The following is a 24,126-nucleotide window of genomic DNA, read 5'->3' as shown; positions in this document are numbered from 1 at the left end:
CCTCCAGGGCACGTCAAAGAATCCCGAACTCTTCCCAGGACCCGGCGTCCGGGCCGTCGTCCCGCGGTGGCGCGGTGCCGGTGGTCGCACCGGCCAGCATCTGCGCGGCGAGCTGCCGCACGCCGGCGCCTTCCAGCGCGGCGGCCAGCGGCAGCGACAGGCCGAGTTCCACTTCGACCTGGTTCTTCATGCCGACCGCGACCAGGGAGTCCACCCCGACGTCGGTGAGCGGCTGGTCGGCGTCGAGGTGCTCCGGCTTCAGGTCGAGCACACGCGCGATCGCACCGCGCAGGTAGGACTCGAGCAGCGCCGGACGGTCGGCCGGGTCGGCGGCGAACAGGTCGTCCACGGTGAGGGTGCGCGAGCCCGTTCCGGTCGACGCGGGCCCGGCGGCGGCCACCAGCTCGGAGGTGAGCGGGGACGCCGCACCGGCCGCCGCCCAGCGCTGCCAGTCGACCAGCGCCACGGCGACCTGCGCGGCCTCGACGCCGAACAGCGGCCCCAGCCAACCGGCGCCGGTGGACGGCGCGATGCCCCGCACCCCGGCGCGTTCCACGAACCGGCCGACGCCCTCGGGCCGCACCGACAGTCCAGTGCCCTCCCACGGTCCCCAGGCGATGCTCAGCGCCGGCCGTCCCTGCGCGGCCCGCACCGAGGCCAGCGCGTCGAGGAACGCGTTGGCCGCCGCGTAGTTGCCCTGCCCCGGCGACCCGAGCACCCCGGCCAGCGAGGAGAACAGCACGAAGAAGTCCAGCGGCAGGTCGGCCGTCAGGTGGTGCAGGTTCCACGCGCCGGCGACCTTCGGTTCGAGGACGGCCAGCAGCCGCGCCGCGTCGAGGGTGCGGAGGGTGGCGTCGTCGAGGATCCCGGCGGCGTGCACGACGCCCCGGACGGGCGGCATGGACGCCGCCGCGTCGGCGAGGACCCCGGCCAGAGCCCGGTCGTCGCTCACGTCGGCACGCGCCACGCGGACCGTGGCACCGGCACCGCGCAGCACCCGCAACTCCTGCTCGACACCGTCGTCGGCGTTGCCCCGGCCGACGAGCACGAGGTGGCGCGCACCTCGCTCGACCAGCCGGCGGGCCACGAGCAGCCCCAGCGCGCCGAGGCCGCCGGTGACGAGGTAGGTCGCGTCCGGGCGCACGACCTCGGCGGGTGCGGTGCGCGGAGAGGACCGGCGGACCAGCCGCGCCACGTGACGCACGCCGTCCCGGACCGCGACCTGGGTCTCCGCGTCGTCCGCCCGCAGCTCGTCGGCGATCCACCGCGCGGTCGCCGGGTCCGGGGAGGGGTCGAGGTCGACCAGCGTGGGCCGCAGCTCGGGGTGTTCGAGCGCGGCCACCCGGCCCAGGCCCCAGAGGGGTGCGTGGGCCACGGACACCGGGGACGGCGGGCCGTTGACGCCGTGCACGCCGCCGGTCAGGAGCCACAGTCTGGTGCCCGCGTCTGTCGGCGCGCCTTCGGTGAGCGCGTGGACCAGGTGCAGCACGGTGACGACACCGCGCTGTTGTGCGGCGCGGAGGACGTCCGGCCGGGGATCGTCCGGGTCCGGCGTGCCTGCGTCCGAGAGCGTCCAGAGGTGCACGACGCCCTTCAGCGATCCCATCCGCTCCCGCGCCTCGCGGACCGCCCGGCGCACCTCGTCGCCGACGTCGGGCCGGATCACCAGCCGTTCGGGATCGGAGTCGTCGTAGCCGTCACCGGCGGTCACCAGGAGGGCCCGCCCACCGTCCTCGGTGAGGCGTTCGGCCAGCGCCGTCCCCACACCGCGATCGTCGGCGAAGAGCAGCCAGCCACCGGAGTGGTTCGCCGGAGGGGTGGCGCCGCGTTCCTGGCGTTGCCAGCGGACTTCGTAGAGCGCGCGGTCGAGCGCCGTCGCCGCGGGCAGCCACGCGTCGCTGTCGAGCCGTCTGATGTGGACGCCCTCCAGGACGGCGACGGTCGTGCCGTCGTCGCCGGTCAGCCGGACGTCCCCGACCAGGCCGGTGTCGCTGGTCGACCGGACGCGGGCGTGGACCCACAGGCGGTCCCGCTCGCCCACTCCCGCGGGCCGCGCGACCACCCGGTCCACCGCGAGCGGGGCATGGGGCCGCTGGTCGTCGTCATCACGCCGGAAGGCGGCGACCAGGACTTGGAGAGCGGCGTCGAGCAACGCCGGGTGGATGCCGTAGGAACCGGTCTCGGCCGCCACCCCGACCGGCGCGACCACGGCGGCGAGCGCCTCCCGCTCACCGCGCCACAGCTGGTCGACCGCCTGGAACGCCGGGCCGTACTCCAGTCCCCGCGCTTCCAGGGCGCGGTAGACGTCGGCCGGCTCGACCCGGTCCGGGCAGCGCGTGCGCACAGCGTCCAGGTCCAGCTCCGCCAGGTCCGCCGCGGTCGGCGCTTCGGGCGCGATGGTGCCGGTCATGTGCAACGTCCACTCCGGTGGGCGACCGGTGCCGTCCGCCGGACGTGCGTACGCCCGCACGGTTCCGCCACCGCCGTCCACAGTGGATAGACGTAGCTGGATCGTGGCCGTGTCGTCGTCGTCCAACGCGAGCATGCGGTGGAACTCGACCGACGTGAGCACGCTGGAACCGCCGCCGAACACCTGTACCGCCGCCGTCCGCGCCATCTCCAGCCACGCGGCTCCGGGGAGCGCGGCGACACCCTGGACGCGGTGGTCGTCCAGGACCACCTGCCCCGCCACGTCGACATCGCTCTCCCAGACGTGGCTCCCGGCCGCGTCGGCGAGCTGGAGGTGGTGCCCGAGCAGGGGGTGGCCGTCGGTCCGGCCGGGCACGCGCGGCGCCGCATCCAGTGCGGGCAGCCAGCAGCGCTCGCGCTGCCACGGGTAGCGCGGCAGCCGCACCGGGCGCCGCGGCTCGGGCTGCAACGCGGTCCAGGCGGGCTCGAAGCCGGTGGTGTAGAGCGTGGCGAGCGACTTGAGCAGGACGTCGGCCGGTGGTTCGTCGCGGCGCAGCGACGGCACGAGCGTGGTCTCCCGGGCCTGGGCGTTCTGCGCGATCACCGGCAGCAGCCCGGGGTGGGGCGACAGTTCCACGAACACGTCGTGGCCGTCGTCGAGGAGGCCGTCCACCGCCGCGGCGAAGAGCACCGGGGTCCGGGTGTTCTCGGCCCAGTACGCGCCGTCGAGAACGTCGCCGTCGACCACCTTGCCCGTCACCGTCGAGTACATCGGCAGTCGCGGTGGCGCGGGCCGCAGACCGGCCAGGGAGTCGGCGAGCTCGTCCTTGAGGGGTTCCATCTGGGGGCTGTGCGAGGCGAAGTCGACCGACTGCAGGATGCGGCAGAAGACGCCCCTCGCCTGGAGCCGGGCGGTGACCTCCTCGACGGCGTCCACGTCACCGGAGATCACCGTGGACGTCGGCGCGTTGAGCGCGGCCACCGAGACGCGGGTGCCCATGCCGTACAGCTCGTCCTGGACGTCGGCCGCGGAGAGCTCGACCACGGCCATCCGGCCCTGCCCCGAGACGGTGCGGATCGCCCGGCCACGCCGGCAGATGACGCGCACGGCGTCCTCCAGGGTGAGCGCGCCCGACAGGTGCGCCGCCGCCACCTCGCCCATGCTGTGGCCCACCACGGCGTCCGGCACGACGCCCCACGACCGCCACAGGTTCGCCAACGCGACCTGGACGGCGAACAGCGCCGGTTGGCAGAAGTCGGGCTCGGCGAGGCGTGAGGTCCGCTCGTCGGCCCAGAGCTGCTCCAGCAGCGACCAACCGGCCTCGGCCCGCACCAGGCGGTCGCACTCCTCCACCACGGCGAGGAACATGGGCTCCTCGCGCAGCGCCGGGTCGAGCGGCCACCAGACCGGTCCCTGCCCGGAGCAGACGAACGCCAACCGCCGCTGCCGGCGCCGACCGCCGTCGCCGGAGACCACGCCGGGGTTGGGTTCGCCCGCCAGGAAGGCCCGCAGCCGGTCCGCCGCACCGTCACGGGTGTCGGCGACGAGCGCCAAGCGGTGGTGGTGGTGCGCGCGTCGGTTGCCGGCGGTGTAGGCCAGGTCTGCCAGGTCGTTCTCGTCGGTGAGCACGCGCAGGTGCCGTTCCGCGGCCTGCCGCAGCGCTTCGGGGCTCCGGGCGGAGAGGGGCAGCAGCACGGCCCTGCCCGCGTTCGACCGACCGCGACGGCCGCTGGAACGGTCGGGTGGCGCCTCTTCCAGCACGAGGTGCGCGCCGGTACCGCCGAAGCCGAACGAGCTGACCCCCGCCCGGACCGGACCGTCGTGCCGCGGCCACGGCTCGTGGGCGCGCGCGACCCGCAGCCGCAGCGACTCGAAGCCGATCCGCGGGTTGGGGTTCTCGACGTGCAGGCTCGCGGGGATCTCGCGGTGCTCCAGCATCAGCACCGTCTTGATCACGCCCGCGACACCGGCCGCGGCCTCCAGGTGGCCGATGTTCGACTTGACCGACCCGATGACGCACGGCCGCCCCGCCGGGCGGTCGCGCCCGACCACGCGCCCCAGCGCCTGGGCCTCCATCATGTCGCCGAGGAGCGTTCCGGTGCCGTGCGCCTCGACGTAGTCGATGTCGGCCGCCGCGACGCCCGCGTGCCGGTGCGCGACGCGCAGCAGGTCTTCCTGCGACCGCCCGTTCGGCGCCATCAGCCCGTTCGTGCGCCCGTCCTGCCCGACCGCGCCGCCACGGATCACCGCTCGAATCGGGTCGTGGTCGGCGAGCGCGCGCTCCAAGGGCTTGAGCACCACGATTCCGGCGCCCTCACCGCGGACGTAGCCGTCCGCGGAGGCGTCGAAGGTCTTGCAGCGCCCGTCCGGGGCCATGACGCCCGCCTTGGTGAAGTTGATCCCGAAGGCGGGCGACAGGATCAAATTCACGCCGCCGGCGATGGCGAGGTGCGACTGCCCGTTCCACAGGCTCTGGCAGGCGTTGTGCAGGGCCACCAAGGACGACGAGCAGGCCGTGTCGACGGCGAGGCTCGGGCCGCGCAGGTCGAGCAGGTACGAGATCCGGTTGGCCGCCACGCTGAGGGCGACGCCCGTGCCCCAGTACGCGTCGATGGCGTCCAGGCGGGGTGCCTGCAACAGGGCGTAGTCGTAGCTGCTGATGCCGATGAACACGCCGGTGTCGGTGCCGGCGAGCGCCGTGGGCACCTGGCCCGCGTCCTCCAGCGCCTCCCAGGCGACCTCCAGCAGCAGCCGCTGCTGCGGGTCGATGGCGCTCGCCTCGCGCGGTGAGATGCCGAAGAACTCGCGGTCGAAGCGGTCGACGTCGCGCACGAAACCGCCCCACCGGGTGATCATCTTCCCGGGGGTGGCGGGGTCGTCGTCGTAGAGCTCGTCGACGTTCCACCGGTCGGGCGGCACCTCGCTGATCGCGTCCACCCCGTTGACCAGGAGGTCCCAGAACTCGTCAGGGCCGTCGGCACCGGGGAACCGGCACCCCACGCCGATGATCGCGATGGGCTCCATGCGACACGCGCTCCTGTCTGGTCGTCAGTCGTCGTGCGGACTCGCGCCTGTTCGGGCGACGTGCTCGGCCAACGCGGCGATGGTGGGGTATTCCCAAGTCAGCGTTTCCGGCAGCGGGACGCCGAGTGCTTTCCCGAGATCGCCGATCAGCGCGACGCTCGACGTCGAGCTGAGGCCGTTGGCGATGAACGACTCGTCCACCTCGACCTGCGCGGGATCGATCCCCTGCAGGCTCGCGATCCGGGCGATCAGCCAATCCTCGATCCGCCGCCGGTCGACGGGCATCCCGGCCACACCACGTCCTTTCTCTCCGATCCCGCCGGACCCACGCGGAAATCACCGGGTCAGGACTTGAGGAATCGTTCGTTCGGGTGGTTGTTCGACCAGAAGCCCTTTTCCGCGGTCCGCACCGAATCGATGAGCAGCTCGACCTCGGCCACCGTGTTGTAGAGACCGAACGACGCGCGCACGGACCCGACGAGCCCGAGGCTGTCGACGAAAGGAGAGGCGCAGTGCACGCCGGTGCGGGTGGCGATGCCGAACGCGTCCAGGTGGCTGCCGACGTCGTGCGGGTGCACGCCGTCCACGTTGAAGGAGACGATGCCGCCCCGCGGCGCCTGTGCCCCGTACACGGTGACGCCGTCGAGGGCGCGGAGCCCTTCGACCGCCCGTGCGGCCAGCGCCGCGTCGTGCTCGCCGACCGCGTCCCGGCCGAGGTCGTCGAGGTAGTCCATCGCCGCCGCGAGGCCCACCATGCCGGCGACGTTGGGCGAGCCCGCCTCGAACCGCATCGGCGGCGGCGCGATCAGGGACGGGCCGTCGTACGAGGCGAGGGGCGCCATGCCGCCACCGACGAGCACCGGTTCCAGCCGCGCGAGGTGCTCGGCCTTGCCGTACAGCACGCCGATCCCCTGCGGGCCGTACATCTTGTGCGCCGAGAAGCAGTAGAAGTCGGCGTCGAGGTCTCGCACGTCCACGCTGCGGTGCGCGACGGCCTGGGCGCCGTCCACGACCACGACGATGCCGCGACCGTGCGCCTCCGCGGCGATCTCGCGCACGGGGCTCACCGTGCCCTGGACGTTGGAGACGTGGGCGACCGCGACCAGCCGCGTCCGTCCGGTGATCGCCTCGCGGAAGGAGTCCGGCGACGGCTCGCCGTGCTCGTCCACGGCCGCGACCTTGAGCACGGCACCGGTCCGCTCGCACAGCCGCCGCCACGGGAGCAGGTTGGAGTGGTGCTCCAGCCCGCTGATCAGGACTTCGTCACCGGCCGACACGACCTGGCTGCCGAAGCCCTGCGCCACCAGGTTCACCGCCTCGGTCGTGCTCTTGGTGATCACGACCTCCTCCGCGGCGGCGGCGTTCAGGAAGGCGCGGATGCGCTCGCGTGCCCGCAGGTACCGCTCCGTCGCCCGCATGCCGAGCGCGTGCACACCACGGCCGACGTTGCTGTTGTCGTTGCTGTAGTAGGCGTGCACGGCGTCGAGCACCTGGCGCGGCACGTGCGTCGTCGCCGCGTTGTCCAGGTACACGGGCCGCTTGCCGTCCAGGTCGGTCGCGAGGATCGGGAAGTCGGCCCGCACCTCGCGGGCGAGCTCGACCGGGGCGGTTCGCTCGGCTGTCATCAGTTGCGCCTCACCGGGAGAGAGGAAAAAGCATCCACGACTATCGACGGAATCGTCGTTCCCATTTTTCTGGTCGCGACACCGGACTCAGGGACAAACATTCCGAGTCCGCCGGGGGCGGGCAAGCCCTGAAGGTGCGGACGATGGTGCGCACGAAAGTTCGCCCCATCGGCAAAGCTCACGCGGTTGACAGCGTCCGGCGGGCAGCCGACACTGCGAGTATGGGGCATGCCGTGCCGACCGGTATTCCGGTCCTGGACGTCGATCCGTTCTCCGAGGATTTCCAGCGCGACCCCGACTCATTCCACGAACGCATTCGGGACGCCGGTCCGGTGGTCTTCCTGGAGCGTTACGGCGTGTGGGCGGTCGGCCGTTACGCCGAAGTGCACGAGGTGTTGCGCGACCACGGTCGGTTCGGATCCGCCGCGGGGGTGGGGCTCGCCAACTTCCGGCGCGAGGAGCCGTGGCGGCCACCGAGCCTGCTGGTGGAGGCCGATCCGCCGGCGCACACCCGGCCCCGGCGGATCACCGCGCGGGTGATGTCGCCGCGCACGCTGGAAGGCCTGCGGCCGGAGTTCGAGCGGCAGGCCGACGAGCTGGTGGGCGCGGTCGTGGCGCGCGGGCGGTTCGACGGGGTCGCCGACCTGGCGCGGGCGTACTTGCTGCGGGTGTTCCCCGGCGCGGTCGGGCTCGACCCGGGCGGCGGCGAGAAGCTGCTCCGGTACGGGGACATGGCGTTCAACCTGTTCGGCCCGCGCAACCGGCTCTCGCAGGAGGCGATGGCGTTGGGCATGCCGCTGCACGAGTGGTTCACCGAGCAGTGTCAGCGCGGTGCGCTGGCGCCCGGCGGGCTGGGCGCGGCCTTCTACGCCGCCGTCGACCGCGGTGAGGCCACCGAGGACGAGGCGGGCATGCTGGTGCGCGCGGTGATCTCGGCGGGCCTGGACTCCACCATCGAGGCGATCGCCTGGACGTTGTACCTGTTCGCCACCTGCCACGGCGAGTGGGCGGCGTTGCGGGACGACCCGGCGCTGGTCCGTCCGGCGTTCGAGGAGGCCCTGCGGTACTACCCGCCGATCTCCCTGTTCTTCCGCACCACCACTCGCGAGGTGCGGCTGGCCGACGCGGTGATCCCGGCCGACGAGAAGGTGCTGTGCTTCCTGGGTGCCGCCAACCGCGACCCCCGGCACTGGGCCGCCCCCGACCGCTTCGACATCCGGCGGCGGGCCTCGGCCCACCTGGCCTTCGGGACGGGCATCCACGCCTGCGTCGGCGCGGCGATCGCCCGGCTGGAGGCGGAGTGCCTGCTCAGCGCGCTGGTCCGGCAGGTGCGCTCGCTCGAGCTGGTCGGCCCACCGCGCCCGCGCTTCAACAACCACCTCCGGGCTCTGGCCACCCTGCCCTTGCAGGTCCAAGCCGCATGAGCCCTCCAGCCACCCGCTCCACGCGCGGTCGGTGCCGCACCACGCAGGATCGGTGCGGTGCCGCCGGTGGCGCGTTCACGGAGCCGCGGGCGACGGGTCGGTCGCACCGGCACGGGCGGGTCCGTCGCCCGCGGTGCGGGCAGCGCGGCGGCGCAGGTGGGAACTCACCCGCCTGGTGATCGGTCGCTCGACCAGCACGAACATCAGCCACGCGAGCGCGGTCGTGCCGACGAACGCGAGCGTGAGCAGGCCGAGCGCGACCGGGGTGGGGTGCGTGCCCGGCGCGAGCCAGAGCAGGCCGTAGCGGAGCACCAGGAGGTGGCACATGTAGAAGGCGAAGGACACCTCGCCCAGCCACACCATCGTCCGCCCGGACAACAACGTCGGCCTGCCCTCCGATTCCGCAGCGGCCCCGGCGGCGATGACCAGGCCGAGCGGCAGCACGGTCACCGCCACCATGGTGACCGTCGCACCGGGGAACAGCGACGCCACCGCGTACGCGACGACGGTCAGCGCGACCGAGCCGCCGAACCCGAGCGGTAGCTTGCGGCCGGTCAGCACGATGCGCGCGAGCAGGATGCCCAGCACGAACTCGGGCAGCCGCGAGACGGGCAGCAGGTAGACGAACCAGTTGCGCCACAACGACCCGGTGGCCACGGGCCACGCCGGCTCGGCGGGCAGCGCGTACGCCGCCAGCGCGATGAGGAACGTCAGCCCCACGACACCCAGCGCCCACGCCCACAGCCGTTCCGGGCGGATTCGCCGGATCAGGGGCAGCAGCAGCGGGAAGCAGAGGTAGAACAGCGCTTCGCAGGCCAGCGACCACGACACGGTGTTGACGCTCATCGCGGCGCTCGGTCGGGGTATCCAGGAGTGCACCAGGAACAGGTTCGGCACCGCGTCGGCCGCGTTCAGCGTCCGCCCGGCCACCAGGGTGATCAGCAGCGCGGCGGCGACGAACGTGACGACGTGGTTGGGCCAGACCTTCGCGACCCGGCGCAGCCAGAAAGCGCCCTTGGTGTCGTTCGGCCTGGCCGACCAGGTCAGCACGAAACCGCTGAGCACGAAGAAGAAGCTGACCGCGGACCAGCCCGCCTGGCCGAAGGCCGCGCCGTAGGTCTGGTGGGCGGTGCCGGAGGCGAACACGTGCACGGCGGCGCCGCCGTGGAACAGGAAGACACCGGCCGCCGCGAAGAACCGCATCCCGGTCAGCGACCGGAGGTGTGTCTTGGCGGGGCCGGCGGTCCGACCCGGCTGTGCGCTCATGGCCGCCTCTCGCGTACGTCGGTCACCGGTCGACGATCACGACCTCGTAGACGTCGGCGGTCGGCGGGACGCCGGTGTCTGCCTTGGCGTTGACGATGGCCAGCCGGTCGCCGAACGGGACGGCGGTCGTCGGGAACTGGAACGCGTCGTGGGTGATGACACCTTCGACCGTCCCGGACGTCAGGTCGTCGCTCAACCGGACCCGCGACACCTGGTTGACCCAGTTCTGCACCACCCACAGCTGCCGTCCGTCCAGCACGAGCCCGTCCGCCTTGGGCACGTCGACACCGTCGACCGTCCGGCTGGCACCGGTCGTCGGGTCGACGGTGTAGAGCTTGCCGTTGGCCGTGTGCGAGATGATCAACGGCTCGCCGTCGTCCGGCGCGACGATCCCGTTCAGGTTGAACTCGCCGCTGATCTCGGCTGCCGGTCCGGTGATCGGCAGGGTCTCGGCCTGCCCGAGCCCGCCGTCCGGGCTGATCGGCACGAAGTGCAGCACCGGGCTCGACGAGTCGCTGAAGTACGCGCCCCGCCGGGTCACGAAGACCTTGTTGACCAGGGTCGAGGCCAGGTCGTCCACCTCGCCGAGCTGGTAGGTGGCCACGGTCGCGCCGGTGTCGAGGTCGTACACGTACGCCCAGCCGAGGCCGCCGCCGACGAACAGCCACCCGTGGTCGAGGTCGGCCCACATGCCCATGGCCAGCCGACCGTCCGGGACGTCGATGAACACCTCGACGGTCCCGCGCTCGACGTCACCCCGGTAGATCGTGCCGCGGAACAGGTCGCCGCAGTAGAAGGTGGTGCCCTCTCCCTTGGCGATGCCCTGGGTGGACGTCGCCCCGGTGAGCACGATGACGTCCGAGGCCGGGCGGTCCGCCTGGCGGTTCGACGTGGGCTGTCGCATGCCGAGAACGGTCGCGAACCGGACCGGTGTGGACAAGCCCCGCGGGTGCGGACGATCTACCGCACCAAAGTGCGCACCACGGCGCGGGTCGCCGCGCACTCATGCGGCTGCACAGCAAGAGAAGCGCTGCCTACGCTGCCCTCATGTCGACCACAACGCCGGTCCAGGCCGCGACGATCGTCATGGAGGCGTCGAACGACCCGGGTTGGGGCATGTTCGTCTGGCTCGCCACGACCGTCGGCGCCGAGGCCGACGAGTTGTGCGCCCTGCGCTGGGACGACATCGACCTCGACACCGGCTTGCTCACCCTCGACCAGCAGCGGCGCGTCGAGCTCGACGCGCACACGATCACGTTGCTGCGCGCCCATCTCGCGCACTGCGCCGCACAAGCCGCCATCCTCGGCGTCGAACGGCACCCCGGCGCCTACGTCTTCTCACCGTGGCCGGACGGCGGGACACCGCCGGATTCCGGCGAGGTCACCGAGCGCTACGCCCGGTTGTGCGCGGGCCTCGGCTGGATCCTGCGCCTCGACCAGCTGCCGAGGTACTCCGCGATCGAGCTGATCGCCGCCGGAGTCGACGTGCGCGCCTTCACCTGGCGGTTGCAGCGCGGGCTGTCGCGCATCCAGCGGCGACCGAGGGCGTGACGAGCGGGCGGTCAGGCGCGGTCGCGGGCCGGTACGAGGGCCAGCGCGATCAGCGCGGCCACGGCGGCGGCCACGGCGAACATCGTGTAGGCGTCGGTGAAACCGACGACCGAGGGCGAGTTGGTGAGGCCCGCGGCGGCGACGGTCGACCCCACCGCGACGAAGATCGCGGCCCCGGTCGGGTTGAACGTGTAGACCATGCCCGACACCACCCCGGACTCGTGCTGGGCGACGTGGCGCAGCGCGGTGGTGGTCGCGGCGACGAACACCGGTGCGGCGCCCATCGCGAACAGCACGGCGCCCGGAAGCGCCCGCGCGTAGACGTTGCCGTCCGCGGTCAGGCCGATCAGCAGCCCGTTGCCGACCGCGACCAGGGCCAGTCCGGCGAAGGCGATGGCCTTGGCGCCCACGGTGCCGACCAGCTTGCCGCCCAGGACGGCACCGACGACCGTGGCCAGGGCCGGGATCAGGAAGAACAGCCCGGTGTCCAGCGCGCTCTGCCCTCGGAGGTGTTGCAGGTACTGCGAGGTGATGAACAGGTCCCCGCCGGTCACCCCGGCCGCGACGAGCATGAGGAACGCACCGGCCGCGACCGGGCGGCGGGCCAGCACGCCCGGCCGGATCAAGGGGTTGCGGACCCTGCGCTCCACGACCGCGAACATCCCGTACAGCACGACGGCGGCGAGGACTGGCCCCAGGGTGCCGAGGTCCGACCAGCCGTGGTCACCGGCGTTGATCATGCCGTAGATGAACGAGCCGGTGGCGGCGGTGACGGTCACCGCGCCCAGCACGTCGACGTGCCGGTCCGCGCCCGCGACCCGGCGTTCCGGCACCAGGGCCCGGATCGCGAGCAGCACGCCGATCCCGATCGGGATGTTGATGAAGAAGACCCAGCGCCAGCCCGGTCCGCTGGTGAGCAGTCCGCCGACGAGCAGCCCCACCGCGAAGCCGATGCCGCCGAGGGAGGACCACACGCCCAGCGCCTTGTTGCGCTCGGCGCCCTGGAAGATGGCGGTGAGGGCGCGCAACGCGGCCGGTGACAGCAGGGCGGCGCCGATGCCCTGGCAGAGCCGCCCGGCGATCAGCACGGTCTCGTCCTGCGCCAGGCCGCTGGACAACGAGGCCAGGGTGAACACCACCAGGCCGGTCATCATCATGGTGCGGGCGCCGAAGATGTCGGCGAGCCTGCCGCCGAACAGCAGCAGCCCGCCGAGGAACAGCACGTAGACGCTGACCGCCCAGGTGAACGCCACCCGGCTCAGGCCGAGGTCGGCGCCGAGGTCGGGCAGGGCGACGTTGATCACGGTGAGGTCCAGCATCAGCATGAACTGCGCCGTGCAGATCGCCGCGAGCGCCTTCCACCGGCGTGGGTCGGGCGACTCCTGCGCCTCGCGCGGCGCGTCCGCGTCACGCACCGAATCCTGGGGGTCGTGCATCACGGGTCTCCTAGTCGAAGATGGTGCTCGAAACGTGGAGTGGCGGTGACCGCCGCGGCGAGGCAGGAGGGCGCGCCGCGGTCAGGCCGGGTGCCGAGCGGTGTTCCGGCCGACGATGTGTTCCACGACGTGCGCGGTGTCGGTGCCGATCCCGGCGAACACCGACGACGCCATGGTGTGCAGCCAGGGCAGCCCGACCACGTACAGCCCCGGGTGGGTGGTCACGCCCCGGGTGTGCCGCGGGTAGTCCCACTCGTCCAGCACCGGCAGGTCCACCCAGCCGAAGTCGAGCTGGTACCCGGTCGCCCACACGACCGAGCCGATCCCCTCGGCGGCGAGGTCGAGCCCCGTGCCGGTGGGCGGGACGAACGAGTCGTCGGGCGGGGTGCGGTCGTCGGGCGGCGCGTCGATCCCGGCCGCCGCGATGTAGGCGTCGAACAGCCGCCGGTACTGCTTGTCGAACTGGGTCTCGGCGAACACCAGGCGGTCCAGGAGGTCGTCGCTGAACCGCACCGCCGTGCCGTCCGCCGACTCCAGCCTGCCGTACAGGCGGACGCCGTCACGGGCGAGCTGCCGCAGGTCGATGCCGTGGCCGCCGTCCCGGCCGGACAGGATCGGGTTGCCCGCGAACCGGCCGGCCGGCGGTGGCGCCTTCACCTCGACGCCGACCTCCGCGCCGTGCTCGACCACCCGGAGCAGCCACCAGCCCAGGTCGCGCCCCCGGTAGCGGCGGGGAGCGGCGGCGCACTTCGAGATCGCCAGGTGGACCTCGCGGCCCGCCCGGTGCAGTTCCTCGGCGATCTGCGCGCCGGACTGGCCGGCGCCGACCACGAGCACGCCGCCGTCGGGTAACTGCCCCGGCCCGCGGTAGTCCCGGGAGTGCAGCTGCGTGACGTCCGCGGAGAGCTGCCCGGACGCGGCCGGGATCTTCGGGCGCGGGAACGGTCCGGTCGCCAGCACCACGTTGCGCGCCTCGAAGGTCGTGCCCCCGGCGCGCGCGACGAGGGTGCCGTCCCCGGCGGCCAGCCCGGTCACCTCGGTGTCGAACCGGGCCGGGACGTCGAAGGCTGCGGCGTACCGGGACAGGTACTTCACCACGTCGTCGCGCGCCATGAAGCCGTCCGGGTCGTCGCCGTCGTACGGCATCCCCGGCATCCGGACCGTGAAGTTGGGCAGCACCAGGCAGAAGTCGTCCCACCGGTCGTGCCAGCCGCCGCCGTGCCGGTCCCGCCGGTCGACCACGAGGTGGTCCACGCCGGCCTTGGTCAGCCAGTAGCTCGTCGCCAGCCCGGCCTGACCGCCCCCGATGACGAGCGTGTCGACCTGTTCCGCCGTCATGGTCGGTGTCCTCCCGCTGTCCGTTGGGCGTTGCGTCGTCGTCATCGCGGTCAGTCGGCGCGTCGCACGGCGCGCAGCACCGCGTCGGTGAGCGTGATCGGCTGTCCGTCCGGGTCGGTGGCCGGGCGCTGTTCGGCCGATGTGGTGATGTCCCACGCCGAGGGGTCCAGCACGGTGGCGATGTCCTCGGCCGTGTACACCAGGTGCGGCAGGCGCGGGCGGCGCAGCGACGCCACCTCCAGGTCGGCCGGGTGGTGGCCGACGACGAGCAGCGTCCCGCCCGGGCGGACGGCCGCGGCCAGCCGGCGGAGCAGGGCTTCCCGCGTGGTCTTGGGCATCTGCAGGTACTGCACGGAGATCAGGTCGAACCGCGCGGGTGCGATCTCCCACTGGGTGATGTCGGCCTGCTGCCACGTGACCTCCACATCGGACTCGGCGGCGTGGCTCGCGGCGCGGTCCAGGGCGACCTGCGACATGTCCACGCCGGTGACGTCCCAGCCGCGCGAGGCGAGCCAGACCGCGTCCGCGCCTTCGCCGCTGCCGACGTCCAGCGCGGTGCCGGGCGTGAGGTCGGTGGCGGTGGTGACCAGGTGCGGGTTGGGGTTGCCGCTCCAGACGTGCTTGCCCGCCCCGTACCGCTCGTCCCAGTACTCCCCCGACGACACCCTGATGGTGAGCCGGGTGTCCTCGGCGATCAGGTCGGCGTTGATCGCGGTGGCCGCCGCCGCACCGCTCGCGGCGGAGCTCATCAGCTGCGCGTTGAGCTCGGCGATGTTGCCCGCGACCCACACCCCGGGCACGTCCGTCAGCCCCGTCGCGTCGGCCTTGACCGACTCGCCGATGCCCAAGGGGTGTGGCGTCGGTTCGAGACCCAGGCCGGTGAGCACTGTCGAGTCGGCCACCAGCCGCGGCGCCACGACCACCACCGAGCAGGGCGCCACCGTGCCGTCCGCCAGCCGGAGGCCGGTGATCCGGTCGTCGGCGATCTCCAGCGCGTCCACCGGCCCGGTGACCACCTCGATGCCCCAGGCGGTCAGCTGGGCCACGTGCTGCTCGCTCAACGCCGGTGCGGTGTGCTGGAAGAACGTCAGCTCCGGGGTCAGCTGCCGGAACATCAGCGCCTGGCGCACGGCCCACTCGGTGTGGGTGGCCACCACCGCGACGGGCTGGTCGCGCAACTCCCAGCCGTGGCAGTGCGGGCAGTGCACCACGTCCCGGCCCCAGCGCCGCGCCAGACCGGGCAGGTCGGGCAGTTCGTCGGAGATGCCAGTGGTCACCAGCAACCGCCGCGCCGTGACGGGCGGGCCGTCGTCCAGGTCGACCTCGAACCCGGCGTCGGTGCGGCGCGCCGCGACGGCCGTCGCCGGCAGCACCTGCCCGCCGTAGCGCTTGACCTCCGCGCGCCCGGTCTCGATCAGCTCCAGCGGACCCATCCCGTCGCGGGACAGGAACCCGTGCACGCTGTCTGCCGCCGCGTTGCGCGGCGATCCGGCGTCGACCACGACCACCGAGCGCCGAACGCGGCCCAGTGCCACCGCACCGCTCAGCCCGGCGACACCACCGCCGAGCACCGCGACATCGAACTTCTGCGTCATGGGCACAGCATCGGCTGCCGTCTGCGGAAGACGAACTAAACTTGCGGGAATGGCAAACACGGACGAGGTGCTGGCCGCGGTCGGGGGCCGACTGCGCGCGATCCGCAAGCAACGCGAGGCGACCCTCACCGACGTGGCGACCCAGACGGGTATCTCGGTGTCCACGCTGTCGCGTCTGGAGTCCGGCCGGCGCCGCCCCACGCTCGAACTGCTGCTGCCGCTCGCCGAGGCGTACGGCGTGCAGATCGACGAGCTGATCGGCGCGCCACCGACCGGTGACCCGCGCATCCACCTGCGCCCGGTGCGGCGCAAGGGCATGACGTTCATCCCGCTGACCCGCCGGGCGGGCGGGCCGCAGGCGTTCAAGGTGATCATCCCGGCGCGCCGGGTCACCGCCGAGCAGAAGTCACACGAGGGCTACGAGTGGATGTACGTGCTCAACGGCCGCCTCCGACTGCTCCTCGGTGACCAGGACCTGGTGCTGGCCGAGGGCGAGGTGGCCGAGTTCGACACCCGCGTGCCGCACTGGTTCGACAGCGCCGACCCCGACGCCCCGGTCGAGGTGCTCATCCTGATCGGGCCCCAGGGCGAACGCGCCCACCTCCGCGCCCGCACCGTGCTGTGAGCTCTCAGCGACCCTGCGCCGGTACTCCCTCCTCACGCAGCATCTGGGCGACGAAGTGCGCGCGGCTCGGTGAGTTCACCTTGTTGAGCACCGCCGAGACGTGTCGCTTGGCGCTGTGCAACGAAATGCCGAGCCGGTCGGCGATCTGCCGGTTGCTGAGCCCGTCCAGGAGCAGGGCGATGACGTCGCGCTCGCGGGGGCTGTAGTAGGGCTGGTGCCGTGGTGGCGGCACGTCACCCGACCGGGCGCGCCCGAGCAGGTAGTTGGCCACCGGTACGGGCATGGGCAGCTCACCGCGCGTCATGGCCTGCAGCGTGCCGTCCAGCGTCACCTCCGTGACGTCGTACAGCATGAGGTAGCCGTCAGCCTGCGTCCGCGCGGCCACGGCGAGGTGCTCGGAGTCGGCCCGGACGAGCACTTCGAGGATGCGACTCGCCGGGAAGTCCACCCGGACGTGCTCGGCGATGTCGTCGTAGGTGCAGCAGCTGACGATGATGATGTCGGGGTGCCACTCGTCACCGCGCGCCTTCGACGCGATGATCAGGTCTTCCGCGCTGCGGTGGCATTCGACGCCGTCGATCCACTCGAGCCGGCGCAGCATGGTCTCCAGACCGCAGCGCAGGACTTCGAGCGACTCGAGCACAGCGACATCCATTCCCCATTCCCCCTGACCTCGGTAACCGTGTTCCTCGACCTCGAAGTCGTTCGAGGTCGCCCTCACCCGGACCGCCCCGCTCACCGGCGGACCACGCCTCGTCGCGCCACCACTCCCCCTGGCGCCGGGGCGATCACCACGCGATTCGCGCGCAACGCGAAGAGCAGGCATGCGGGAGCGGACCGAAATGGGTCCGCCGCACGTCCGATCAACCGATATGTCCGGTTGTGCCGGGCCGGGAAAATCCCTCGGGTCGCCGGGACGAGCCGCGCCCGTCCACGTTCACCAATACCGCTTCGACCTCGTTATTTCCAGCGGACGAGCAGGAGCATCCCCCCTCCGGCGTTGAGACGGCTACCGACCGCGGACGCGGAGTTCTCTGCCATTCAAGCGGAATCTCGGCAACAGAGGCACATCCGTTCGAGTGAACCCCGCCGGTGGAGTCGAAATGACCCGGAATACCGGCTCCACCGATCAAGGAAGGGCCGTTCACCTGCGAATATGAGCCCTCTGCCGACCACCGGGCACCCTCGGTCACAATAATTCGATCAGCCCGTCGCGCTCCGGCGGCGACGCCTGGGTGGCCCCGGAACACCGGGGTGATGCCAGGACATGATCGCAGGCCACGACACTTATGACGGCGGCTTCCCGGCGACCGCGCGTTCACCGGCCGCGGCCCGTCACCGGTTTCCACCGCCGCCCGGTGCGGCGCTTTACAAACACGACCACCTCGCTACGGTGACCAGGTGGCTTCGTTGCCCGCGTCGCGTTCATCAACACCGCACCGATGACCCCCGCCCGTCCACCGCCGGGCGGCGACCTGGAATTCCCGGGGCGCCGCGACGGCCGGGTCGAGTGCGGGCCGATGGAGGTCTCCGTCCTCCGAACGGACCCTGACCCCCAGCCCCACGGAAAGGCATGGCGATGACGACAGGATCCGCTGGATCACCCTTGTTCCCCCTCTCCGCGGGAATCTCCCGGCGACGCCTGCTGATCGCCACGGCCGGCGTCACGGGCGTCGCGCTCCTCCCCGCGCTGCCCCGGCCCGCCGCGGCCGGTTCCACTCCGGATCTCGTGGGCCGGTGGTTCGACGAGATGCTGGCGACGGCGGCGTCGCCCGCGATCGGGTACGTCGAACGGATCTGGGCGATGAGCTGGCTGGCGGCCGGTGCGGCACTGGGACCGTGGCGGGCCGTGCCGCAACGGTCCGGGGAGCAGTCGGCGGTGTACGAGGACGCCGCCGTGGCGACCGCCGTGCACGGAGTGCTGAAGGCGCTGGTCCCCGAGCAGGCGGCGAGGCTCGACACCGCGCTGGCCGGCTCGCTGGCGGGACTGCCCGGTGGCGCGGCCAAGGAGGTCGGGATCGTCGCCGGTCGGGAAGCTGCGGCGGCGGTGGTCAGGGCGCGCGCCGACGACCGCCTCGACCCGGCGTCGGTGAACGCGCCGTTCACGCCGCCGCCCGAGGCGCCCGGCGTCTACCGGTTCACGCCGGGGGTGACCCGGGTGGTCGGCGCCGGGTACAGCCGCGGGCGACCGTTCCTGATCCAGCGGGCCGACCGGTTCCGGCCGCCACGACCACCGGCCCTGGGCACGGACGAGTACCGGCGGGACCTGGCCGAGGTGCGCCGGCTGGGCGGGCAGGTCTCGGAGCGGACCGAGGAGCAGAGCGACCTGGCGTGGCTGAACCCCCTGGCGCAGTACCTGCCGGTGTTCCGCTCGGTGCTCGGCGACCCGACCCGGTCCCGCGCCGACAAGGTGCGGCTGCTGGTGGCGTTCGGCGTCACCGTGGTCGACTCCGGCATCGCCCTGTTCGAGGCCAAGTACTTCCACCTGCACTGGCGGCCGATCACGGCCATCCGTGCCGCGGACACCGACGGCGATCCCCTGACCGACCCCGATCCCACGTGGGCCTCCAACCTGCCGACCCCGGCGCACCCCGAGTACCCCAGCGGCCACACCGTCACCGCCGCGGTCGCCGAGCAGGTGTTCTCGCGCTTCGTCGGGCCGAGCAGCCCGGTGACGTTCTCGGCCACGTACACCAGGGGCGACGGCAAGGTGGTGCACCGCGAGTACCGCCGCGGGACACCGTGGACGGCGCTCACGCGGGAGAACGTCGACTCCCGCGTCTACGCGGGCGTCCACTTCCGGTTCTCCGACGAGGTCGGCGCCACGCTCGGTCGCCGCGTCGCCTACCACAACCTGCGCCGCCTGACGCTCGGCGACTTCCCGCTGTGAAGCCCGCCTCCTGACATGGCGCTGGTTCCGCGCCCCGTCGACACAGGTCCACTGCCGCACCATCCACTGTGGATACTCCCGCAGTGGGTGGCGCCGGCGAACCGGTTCGCCGGCGGCGGCTCAACGGTCGGTGGCCGACCGCGGTGCCGGCGGCGAGGTCCCGCGGTCGAGGTAGGCGTCGATGTCGAGGCCGATCCCGCAGGCCGCCGCGAACGCCGCGACCTCCGGCGGCACCCACATCGCCGGCAGGGAATCGTCCTCGTCCCGGGCGTCGAAGTGCAGCACGGCCTCGATCGCGACCTCGCAGTCCGGTCGCCGGGCGAGTTCGCGGACCGCGTTCACCCGGTCGTGGAACCGGTGGAGGAGCGCGACGAGGTGCTCCTCCAGTTCGGCGTCGGGTGACAGCCCGGAGTCCCATTCCCACAGGTGCGGCCACCGACGTGCGGCCACCGACGACGTGTGCTCGGCCGGAACACCCAGCCAGGCGGTGATGTCGTCCGCGGTGGGACCGGCGCTGCGCACCCCCAGGCGCACCCGCCACCGGTACGGTCTTGCCGGCTCGGTCATCGACGTCGCCTCCCGCCTCGTCGGCCGCCACCCTGGCTCGGGTCCTCGCTGGAGAACTTGATGGTGCCGTACAAGCCGGTGTCAGGGTCCCAGTTGACCGAGACGTGTCGGTCCAACCCGGTGAACTCCTCGGTGAAGTGGACGTAGAAGCGCTTCTGGTTGGGCCCGAGCTGGTCGTCGAGGTTGTCGGACATCTCGTGCGGGCCGTCGACGCCCGTCCGCTCCCAGGTCTCCATGAAGTCGGTGTCCTGGCGGCCGCGCAGGTCGTCCAGCGCCACCTGTTCGAGCTCGCCCGCGGACGGCGGCGGGTGCGCCGCGACGGGTGGCTCCGGTTCCGGGAGCTGCTCGTCGTGCTGCGGCGAGGGCTCGTCGACCTCGGGCTCGTTCGCACCGCGCGGGGTGGCGGGCAACCCGTGGTCGGCGGTGCGGCCGAGGTAGATGGCGCTCTCCTTGCCGGAGCCGAAGCGGCCGGTCTTGCGCAACGCCCACAGGTTGCCGTCGCGGTCCTCGAAGATGTCGTAGTACTTGACCGGCCCCTCGACCTGGCCTTTCTTGAGGGCGTGCGGGTCGACGCCGTGGCTGCGGAGGTAGCCCTCGGACCGCTTGACCAGGTCGCCGACCGGTCGGTCGGGCACGCCGTGGCCGGTGGTGTGCGGCTCGGTGTCGACGGCAGGCTCCGGCTCGTGCGGGCGGCTCGTGGGGCCGGGTTCGCTGCTTCCGACGTCATGCGTGCCGCCCGGCGTGCCGGGTTCGGTGGTGCCGGTGGTGCTCGTCGGCCGGCGCGGCGGGCCGGAGCCGCCCGAGCCCTCGTTGTGGCCTCCCATCGCCCGGGGCGCGTTGGGGTCACCGCCCTCGATGACGGTGAGCTGGGGTTGTTCGCCGACTTGGACGACGCCGTCCGTGCCGGTGGCGGCGAGCACCTGTTCTTGGGCTTGGGGTCCGGAGGGTCCGTTGTCGTTGGCCGCGGTGCCGCCTTGGAGTTCGGGTGGCAGTTCGGTCAGCTCGACCGGATCCGAGCCTGACGGCGGGACGGCGTTGTCGTTCGCCGGCACGGCTTCGGACGCGGCAGGCGCCGCTGCCGGCTCTGACGCGGCGGCAGGTGCCGGGGGTTCCGGCGCGGCGGCGGGGGCGGCAGGCTCCGGACCGGCGGCGGGGGCGGCAGGCTCCGGACCGGCGGCGGGCGCGGCAGGCTCCGGCGCGGCGGAGGGTGAGGCTGGTTCCGGCGCGGCAGTAGCAGGCGCCGCAGGTTCCGGCGTGGCACCCGCGGGTGGCGGGGCTGGCTCCGGCGCGGTGGTAGGTGCGGCCGGCTCCGGCGTGGCAGAGGGTGGGGCCGGCTCGGGACCGGCGGCGGGCGCGGCTGGTTCCGGTGTGCTGGGCGCGGCCGGCTCAGGGATGGCGGAGGCAGGGGCGGCCGGCTCCGGGGTGGCGGAGGGTGGCGCGGCCGGCTCGGGGGTGGCGGGGGTGGTTGGGCCTTCCGGGCCGGTGCCGGTGCCGGTGGTTTCGGGTGGGGTGCCCGTCGCTCCTGGTACGTCGCGTCCTGCCCAGGCGTCGGCGCGTGCCTGTCCCTGGGCCATCGCCTTGCTGATGCCCGCCATGTTCTCGCCGAGCATCACCGCGGCGGCGTTGCCGGAGTTCGCCAGGCGCCCCTGCACGCCTTCCAGCGCACCGCCGATCCGCGGGCCGACCGCCTTCCCGAGCCGGTCACCCGCGATCTGCATGGCCATCAGGCCCATCGCGGTGACGTCCTCGCCCATCGCCGCGGACTCCTGCTGCAACTCCGTCGCGGTGGACGCGGTCGCCGCGTCGACCAGGTTCTTGATGAACACCAGCGCGTTGAGGGCGAGTGCGATCTCCGCCGCCGTGATGGCCCACGGGCCGACCGTCGCGGCGACCGTGCTGCAAATGCTGATGACCGGCAGCAGCACCGGGGCGAGCGTGCCCCACGACAGCAGGATCAGCGCCGCCGAGATCGCGATCACCGCGATGGCGAGGCCCGCGATGGAGCCGAGGACCACGGTGACGCCGGTGGCGATGTCGGCCGACGACTTCAACAGGTTGCCCAGCGGGTCCCGGCGCCACTGCTCGGCGCTGAGCAGGTTCGCACCGCCGCTGAGGATCGTGCCCAGCCCCTGCACGACACCCGCCAGCGACACCCGCGGGTCGACGAAGCCGCGCAGCATGCTCAGGCCGAACTTCGGCCAGTTGGTCTCCGCGAGCGAACCGAACGTCCTGGAGAACGTCAGCCGCAGCGCGAGCGACGCCTTCTGCCCGGTACCGAGCCGGGCGAAGTCGCCGCCCGACTCCGCGTTGATCGTCGCCAACTCCTGCTGCCTGCGGTGTTGCGCGGCAGCCGCCGCCTCGGCGCGTTCCCGCGCGGACTGCTGGTCACCGGAGATCACGGCGGCGGCCTCGTCGAACGACGGGAACCGTTCGCGCCCACCGGGTTCGGCGGTGCGTTGGGCCACCCGGCCGGGGGTCCCGCCGGGGCCGGCGGCGAACGCGGCCAGCAGGCGGGCACCACGGCGCGGCGGTGGTCCGGGCAACCCCGTCAGCTCACTGCGGTAACCGTCCTGGGCGGCGTGCAGGCGGCCCTCCAGCGCGACGGAGTTCGCCAGCACGGACTCCGCCCGCTCCCGCTGCGCCTGCGCACCCGCCTCGATCTCGTCGGGCCGGTCGGCCAGGCCCTCGACCGTGCCGCGGGCGGCGGTGTTGGTCGAGGTCAGTTCGGCGAGCTTGGCGTCGGTGGCGGCCAGGCGTTCCCGGGTGCCGGCGATGGTGCCTTCGCCGGCCGCGTTGCGGGTCTTGGCCTGTTCGGCGTCGGCTTGGAGCTGCCTGGCCCGGTCGCCGGTCTGGCCGACCGCGGCGTCGATCGTGCCGAGGCTCCCGCTGACCCGGGTGATCTGCCCGGACTGCTGCCGGGACTTGGCGGCTGCCTCGGCGTCGTCGGGGGACGCGCCGGCGGCGCGGTTGGCCAGGTCTGCCGACTCGGTGGCCATGGGGCCGGTCTGCTGCCGTCCGGTGTCGGCCTGCGCGGCGATGCCGGGTGCCTCGCCGGCCACCTTGTCGGCCTTCTGCTTCGACGTGTCCAGCGCGGCGGTTGCCTGGTCGGTGACCGAGCGTCGGTAAGCGACGTGGCCCTGCACCGTCGCGATCGACCCGGCCGCTTCGGCGATCCGGCCGCGTGCTTCGGCCAGTGAGCCGCGCAGTCCGAGCGCGCGTGCCCGATGGGCGGTGGCGTCGGCGGCCAGTGCCTGCGCGCCGTGCCGCAGGTGCGCCAGGCGTGCGGCGACCAGACCAACGGCGACGTCCGCGGCCGGGTCGACCGGTAGCGGCGCGCCCGTGCCGTCCACCGGCTCCACGACCTGCGGCGGGGACAGGACCGGTGGCTCGGCCGGCACGGGCAGGGCGGCGGCCTGTGCCTGTGCCGCCGCGGCCTGCGCCTGTCCGGCGGCGACGGCGGCCGCCGCCTCGCCGGCCGGGCCGTGGTCACCGCCGGTCGGCTGGTCCGCGGACTTCGCGCCGACCACCGGTTCCGCCGGCGCGGCCACCTCGCTGCCGGTCTGCGCGGCGGCCGTGGTGACCTGCGCGGCCGGTGCGGACACCTTGTCCGGCTGGGCGAACCCGCCCTGCTGCTGGGAGCGCAGGCGGGCCTTCTCGCCGGGGTCGACCGGTGGCGGCTGCTCGCCCTCGTGCTCGGCGGCGGCTTCCCGGGCGTTCTCGGCGACGGCCTCCGCCCGGGCGTCGATGGCGGTCTGGCTGCCGTCTGCTTCGCGTTGCACGACCGGCACCGCCGGGTTCACGCCACCCGGGCGCAACGCCGTCCGCACCGCCCGGTTGCCGACGTGCCGTTGCAACGCGGTCACCGCCGACGCCGTCAACGGCTGCCGGGAGAGCGGCACGGCGGAACGGCTGTCGCGCGCCCCGGCCTCCGGTTCGGGACGCGGGTGGACGCGGTCGTGCTCGGGACCGGCGGGGCGGTCCGGCGAAGCTGGCACTGACGGCCTCCGATCCGCCGTCGGAACAGGCCGGTCCGGCCTGTGTGCCCACGCTAGGACCGCAACCGCACCCCGGAAACGACCGCGGGGGCAGACACCACTGCCCCTTCGGACGCCGTCCGCGCGCCTACACTTGCGCCATGTCGGACGAGCCTGGCGGCCGCAAGCGCGTGGACCTCACCACGCTGCCCGCCTGGGCCCGGGCCCTGCTCGTGCTGGCGACCATCGCGCTCGTGGTCGGCCTGGCGCTGCTGGTCGGCCGCCCGTCGACCGGCCCGGCCGTGCCGCTCTCCGCCGTCGTGGCCGCGGTCGTGGCCTTCGGTTTCGTGGCTTGGCGGGCCCGACACCGCCGCTGACCGTGACGGAAAGCCTTCCGAGGC

Annotated in this window: 16 protein-coding genes; 5 read left to right on the top strand and 11 right to left on the bottom strand. The window is 73.1% G+C overall.

The features are described 5' to 3' along the window. Nucleotides 1-13: 13 nt before the first annotated feature. From B0I31_RS42780 to B0I31_RS33420, 3 genes are read right to left on the bottom strand one after another with little or no spacing between them, the layout of a single operon-like run. Nucleotides 14-5,434: a type I polyketide synthase gene (locus B0I31_RS42780; protein WP_106619402.1), complete on the bottom strand. Its 5,421-nt coding sequence runs from the start codon at nt 5,432-5,434 to the stop codon at nt 14-16. 24 nt (nt 5,435-5,458) lie between these two features. Further along, a complete protein-coding gene (locus B0I31_RS33425) occupies nt 5,459-5,719 on the bottom strand; it encodes an acyl carrier protein (protein ID WP_245950622.1) in 261 nt (86 codons plus the stop codon). Nucleotides 5,720-5,778: 59 nt separating this feature from the next. Then, nucleotides 5,779-7,059 (bottom strand): aminotransferase class V-fold PLP-dependent enzyme, encoded by a 1,281-nt coding sequence (locus B0I31_RS33420; protein ID WP_106619400.1) that lies wholly within the window; start codon nt 7,057-7,059, stop codon nt 5,779-5,781. A gap of 221 nt (nt 7,060-7,280) precedes the next feature. On the opposite strand from B0I31_RS33420, the gene B0I31_RS33415 reads away from it, so the two are divergent. After that, nucleotides 7,281-8,483, top strand: coding sequence for a cytochrome P450 (locus tag B0I31_RS33415; RefSeq protein ID WP_181320656.1), 1,203 nt, complete (start codon nt 7,281-7,283; stop codon nt 8,481-8,483). Between the two features lie 75 nt (nt 8,484-8,558). Here B0I31_RS33415 and B0I31_RS33410 read toward each other — a convergent pair whose 3' ends face one another. Next, entirely contained in the window at nt 8,559-9,749 is a 1,191-nt protein-coding gene (locus B0I31_RS33410; protein WP_106619398.1) for an acyltransferase family protein, read from the bottom strand. 22 nt (nt 9,750-9,771) lie between these two features. Then, complete coding sequence (locus B0I31_RS33405) at nt 9,772-10,653, bottom strand: SMP-30/gluconolactonase/LRE family protein (RefSeq protein WP_106619456.1); 882 nt, start codon at nt 10,651-10,653, stop codon at nt 9,772-9,774. A gap of 143 nt (nt 10,654-10,796) precedes the next feature. Here B0I31_RS33405 and B0I31_RS33400 point away from each other — a divergent pair, with 143 nt between their 5' ends. Beyond that, nucleotides 10,797-11,300 carry a hypothetical protein gene (locus tag B0I31_RS33400; RefSeq protein WP_146174048.1) on the top strand — a complete coding sequence of 168 codons (504 nt, stop codon included), beginning with the start codon at nt 10,797-10,799 and terminating at the stop codon, nt 11,298-11,300. A gap of 11 nt (nt 11,301-11,311) precedes the next feature. On the opposite strand, the gene B0I31_RS33395 is transcribed toward B0I31_RS33400, so the two are convergent. From B0I31_RS33395 to B0I31_RS33385, 3 genes are all read right to left on the bottom strand, one after another. Further along, nucleotides 11,312-12,736, bottom strand: a complete 1,425-nt coding sequence (locus B0I31_RS33395; protein WP_106619396.1) for an MFS transporter — start codon at nt 12,734-12,736, stop codon at nt 11,312-11,314. An 81-nt stretch (nt 12,737-12,817) separates the two neighbouring features. After that, entirely contained in the window at nt 12,818-14,074 is a 1,257-nt protein-coding gene (locus tag B0I31_RS33390; protein WP_106619395.1) for a flavin-containing monooxygenase, read from the bottom strand. A 50-nt stretch (nt 14,075-14,124) separates the two neighbouring features. Continuing rightward, nucleotides 14,125-15,669: a bifunctional NAD(P)/FAD-dependent oxidoreductase/class I SAM-dependent methyltransferase gene (locus B0I31_RS33385; protein ID WP_106619394.1), complete on the bottom strand. Its 1,545-nt coding sequence runs from the start codon at nt 15,667-15,669 to the stop codon at nt 14,125-14,127. Between the two features lie 49 nt (nt 15,670-15,718). Here B0I31_RS33385 and B0I31_RS33380 point away from each other — a divergent pair, with 49 nt between their 5' ends. Continuing rightward, nucleotides 15,719-16,294: a helix-turn-helix domain-containing protein gene (locus B0I31_RS33380; RefSeq protein ID WP_106619393.1), complete on the top strand. Its 576-nt coding sequence runs from the start codon at nt 15,719-15,721 to the stop codon at nt 16,292-16,294. A 4-nt stretch (nt 16,295-16,298) separates the two neighbouring features. On the opposite strand, the gene B0I31_RS33375 is transcribed toward B0I31_RS33380, so the two are convergent. Continuing rightward, entirely contained in the window at nt 16,299-16,937 is a 639-nt protein-coding gene (locus tag B0I31_RS33375; RefSeq protein WP_181320654.1) for a response regulator transcription factor, read from the bottom strand. Between the two features lie 963 nt (nt 16,938-17,900). Here B0I31_RS33375 and B0I31_RS33370 point away from each other — a divergent pair. After that, on the top strand, nt 17,901-19,184 hold the full coding sequence (locus B0I31_RS33370; RefSeq protein WP_106619391.1) for a vanadium-dependent haloperoxidase: 1,284 nt from the start codon (nt 17,901-17,903) through the stop codon (nt 19,182-19,184). Between the two features lie 120 nt (nt 19,185-19,304). Here B0I31_RS33370 and B0I31_RS33365 read toward each other — a convergent pair whose 3' ends face one another. Further along, nucleotides 19,305-19,751, bottom strand: coding sequence for a DUF4279 domain-containing protein (locus B0I31_RS33365; protein WP_106619390.1), 447 nt, complete (start codon nt 19,749-19,751; stop codon nt 19,305-19,307). Then, complete coding sequence (locus B0I31_RS40930; RefSeq protein ID WP_181320652.1) at nt 19,748-23,746, bottom strand: hypothetical protein; 3,999 nt, start codon at nt 23,744-23,746, stop codon at nt 19,748-19,750. Before B0I31_RS40930 ends, B0I31_RS33365 begins: the two co-directional genes overlap by 4 nt. A 140-nt stretch (nt 23,747-23,886) precedes the next feature. Between B0I31_RS40930 and B0I31_RS33350 the strand changes: the two genes are divergently transcribed. Then, nucleotides 23,887-24,102 (top strand): hypothetical protein, encoded by a 216-nt coding sequence (locus B0I31_RS33350; RefSeq protein WP_106619389.1) that lies wholly within the window; start codon nt 23,887-23,889, stop codon nt 24,100-24,102. The last annotated feature ends 24 nt before the right edge of the window (nt 24,103-24,126 follow it).

Source organism: Saccharothrix carnea (genome assembly GCF_003014735.1).
GTDB lineage: Bacteria > Actinomycetota > Actinomycetes > Mycobacteriales > Pseudonocardiaceae > Actinosynnema > Actinosynnema carneum.
This window is presented reverse-complemented; position numbering and strand designations above follow the sequence as displayed.

Excerpts from the sequence above, each read along its gene's own strand:
- B0I31_RS33365 (WP_106619390.1), bottom strand. The coding sequence starts at position 19,751 with ATGACCGAGCCGGCAAGACCGTACCGGTGGCGGGTGCGCCTGGGGGTG.
- B0I31_RS33395 (WP_106619396.1), bottom strand. The coding sequence starts at position 12,736 with ATGCACGACCCCCAGGATTCGGTGCGTGACGCGGACGCGCCGCGCGAG.
- B0I31_RS33405 (WP_106619456.1), bottom strand. The coding sequence starts at position 10,653 with ATGCGACAGCCCACGTCGAACCGCCAGGCGGACCGCCCGGCCTCGGAC.
- B0I31_RS33390 (WP_106619395.1), bottom strand. The coding sequence starts at position 14,074 with ATGACGGCGGAACAGGTCGACACGCTCGTCATCGGGGGCGGTCAGGCC.
- B0I31_RS33415 (WP_181320656.1), top strand. The coding sequence starts at position 7,281 with ATGGGGCATGCCGTGCCGACCGGTATTCCGGTCCTGGACGTCGATCCG.
- B0I31_RS33410 (WP_106619398.1), bottom strand. The coding sequence starts at position 9,749 with ATGAGCGCACAGCCGGGTCGGACCGCCGGCCCCGCCAAGACACACCTC.
- B0I31_RS33425 (WP_245950622.1), bottom strand. The coding sequence starts at position 5,719 with ATGCCCGTCGACCGGCGGCGGATCGAGGATTGGCTGATCGCCCGGATC.
- B0I31_RS33350 (WP_106619389.1), top strand. The coding sequence starts at position 23,887 with ATGTCGGACGAGCCTGGCGGCCGCAAGCGCGTGGACCTCACCACGCTG.
- B0I31_RS33400 (WP_146174048.1), top strand. The coding sequence starts at position 10,797 with ATGTCGACCACAACGCCGGTCCAGGCCGCGACGATCGTCATGGAGGCG.
- B0I31_RS33420 (WP_106619400.1), bottom strand. The coding sequence starts at position 7,059 with ATGACAGCCGAGCGAACCGCCCCGGTCGAGCTCGCCCGCGAGGTGCGG.
- B0I31_RS33380 (WP_106619393.1), top strand. The coding sequence starts at position 15,719 with ATGGCAAACACGGACGAGGTGCTGGCCGCGGTCGGGGGCCGACTGCGC.
- B0I31_RS42780 (WP_106619402.1), bottom strand. The coding sequence starts at position 5,434 with ATGGAGCCCATCGCGATCATCGGCGTGGGGTGCCGGTTCCCCGGTGCC.
- B0I31_RS33385 (WP_106619394.1), bottom strand. The coding sequence starts at position 15,669 with ATGACGCAGAAGTTCGATGTCGCGGTGCTCGGCGGTGGTGTCGCCGGG.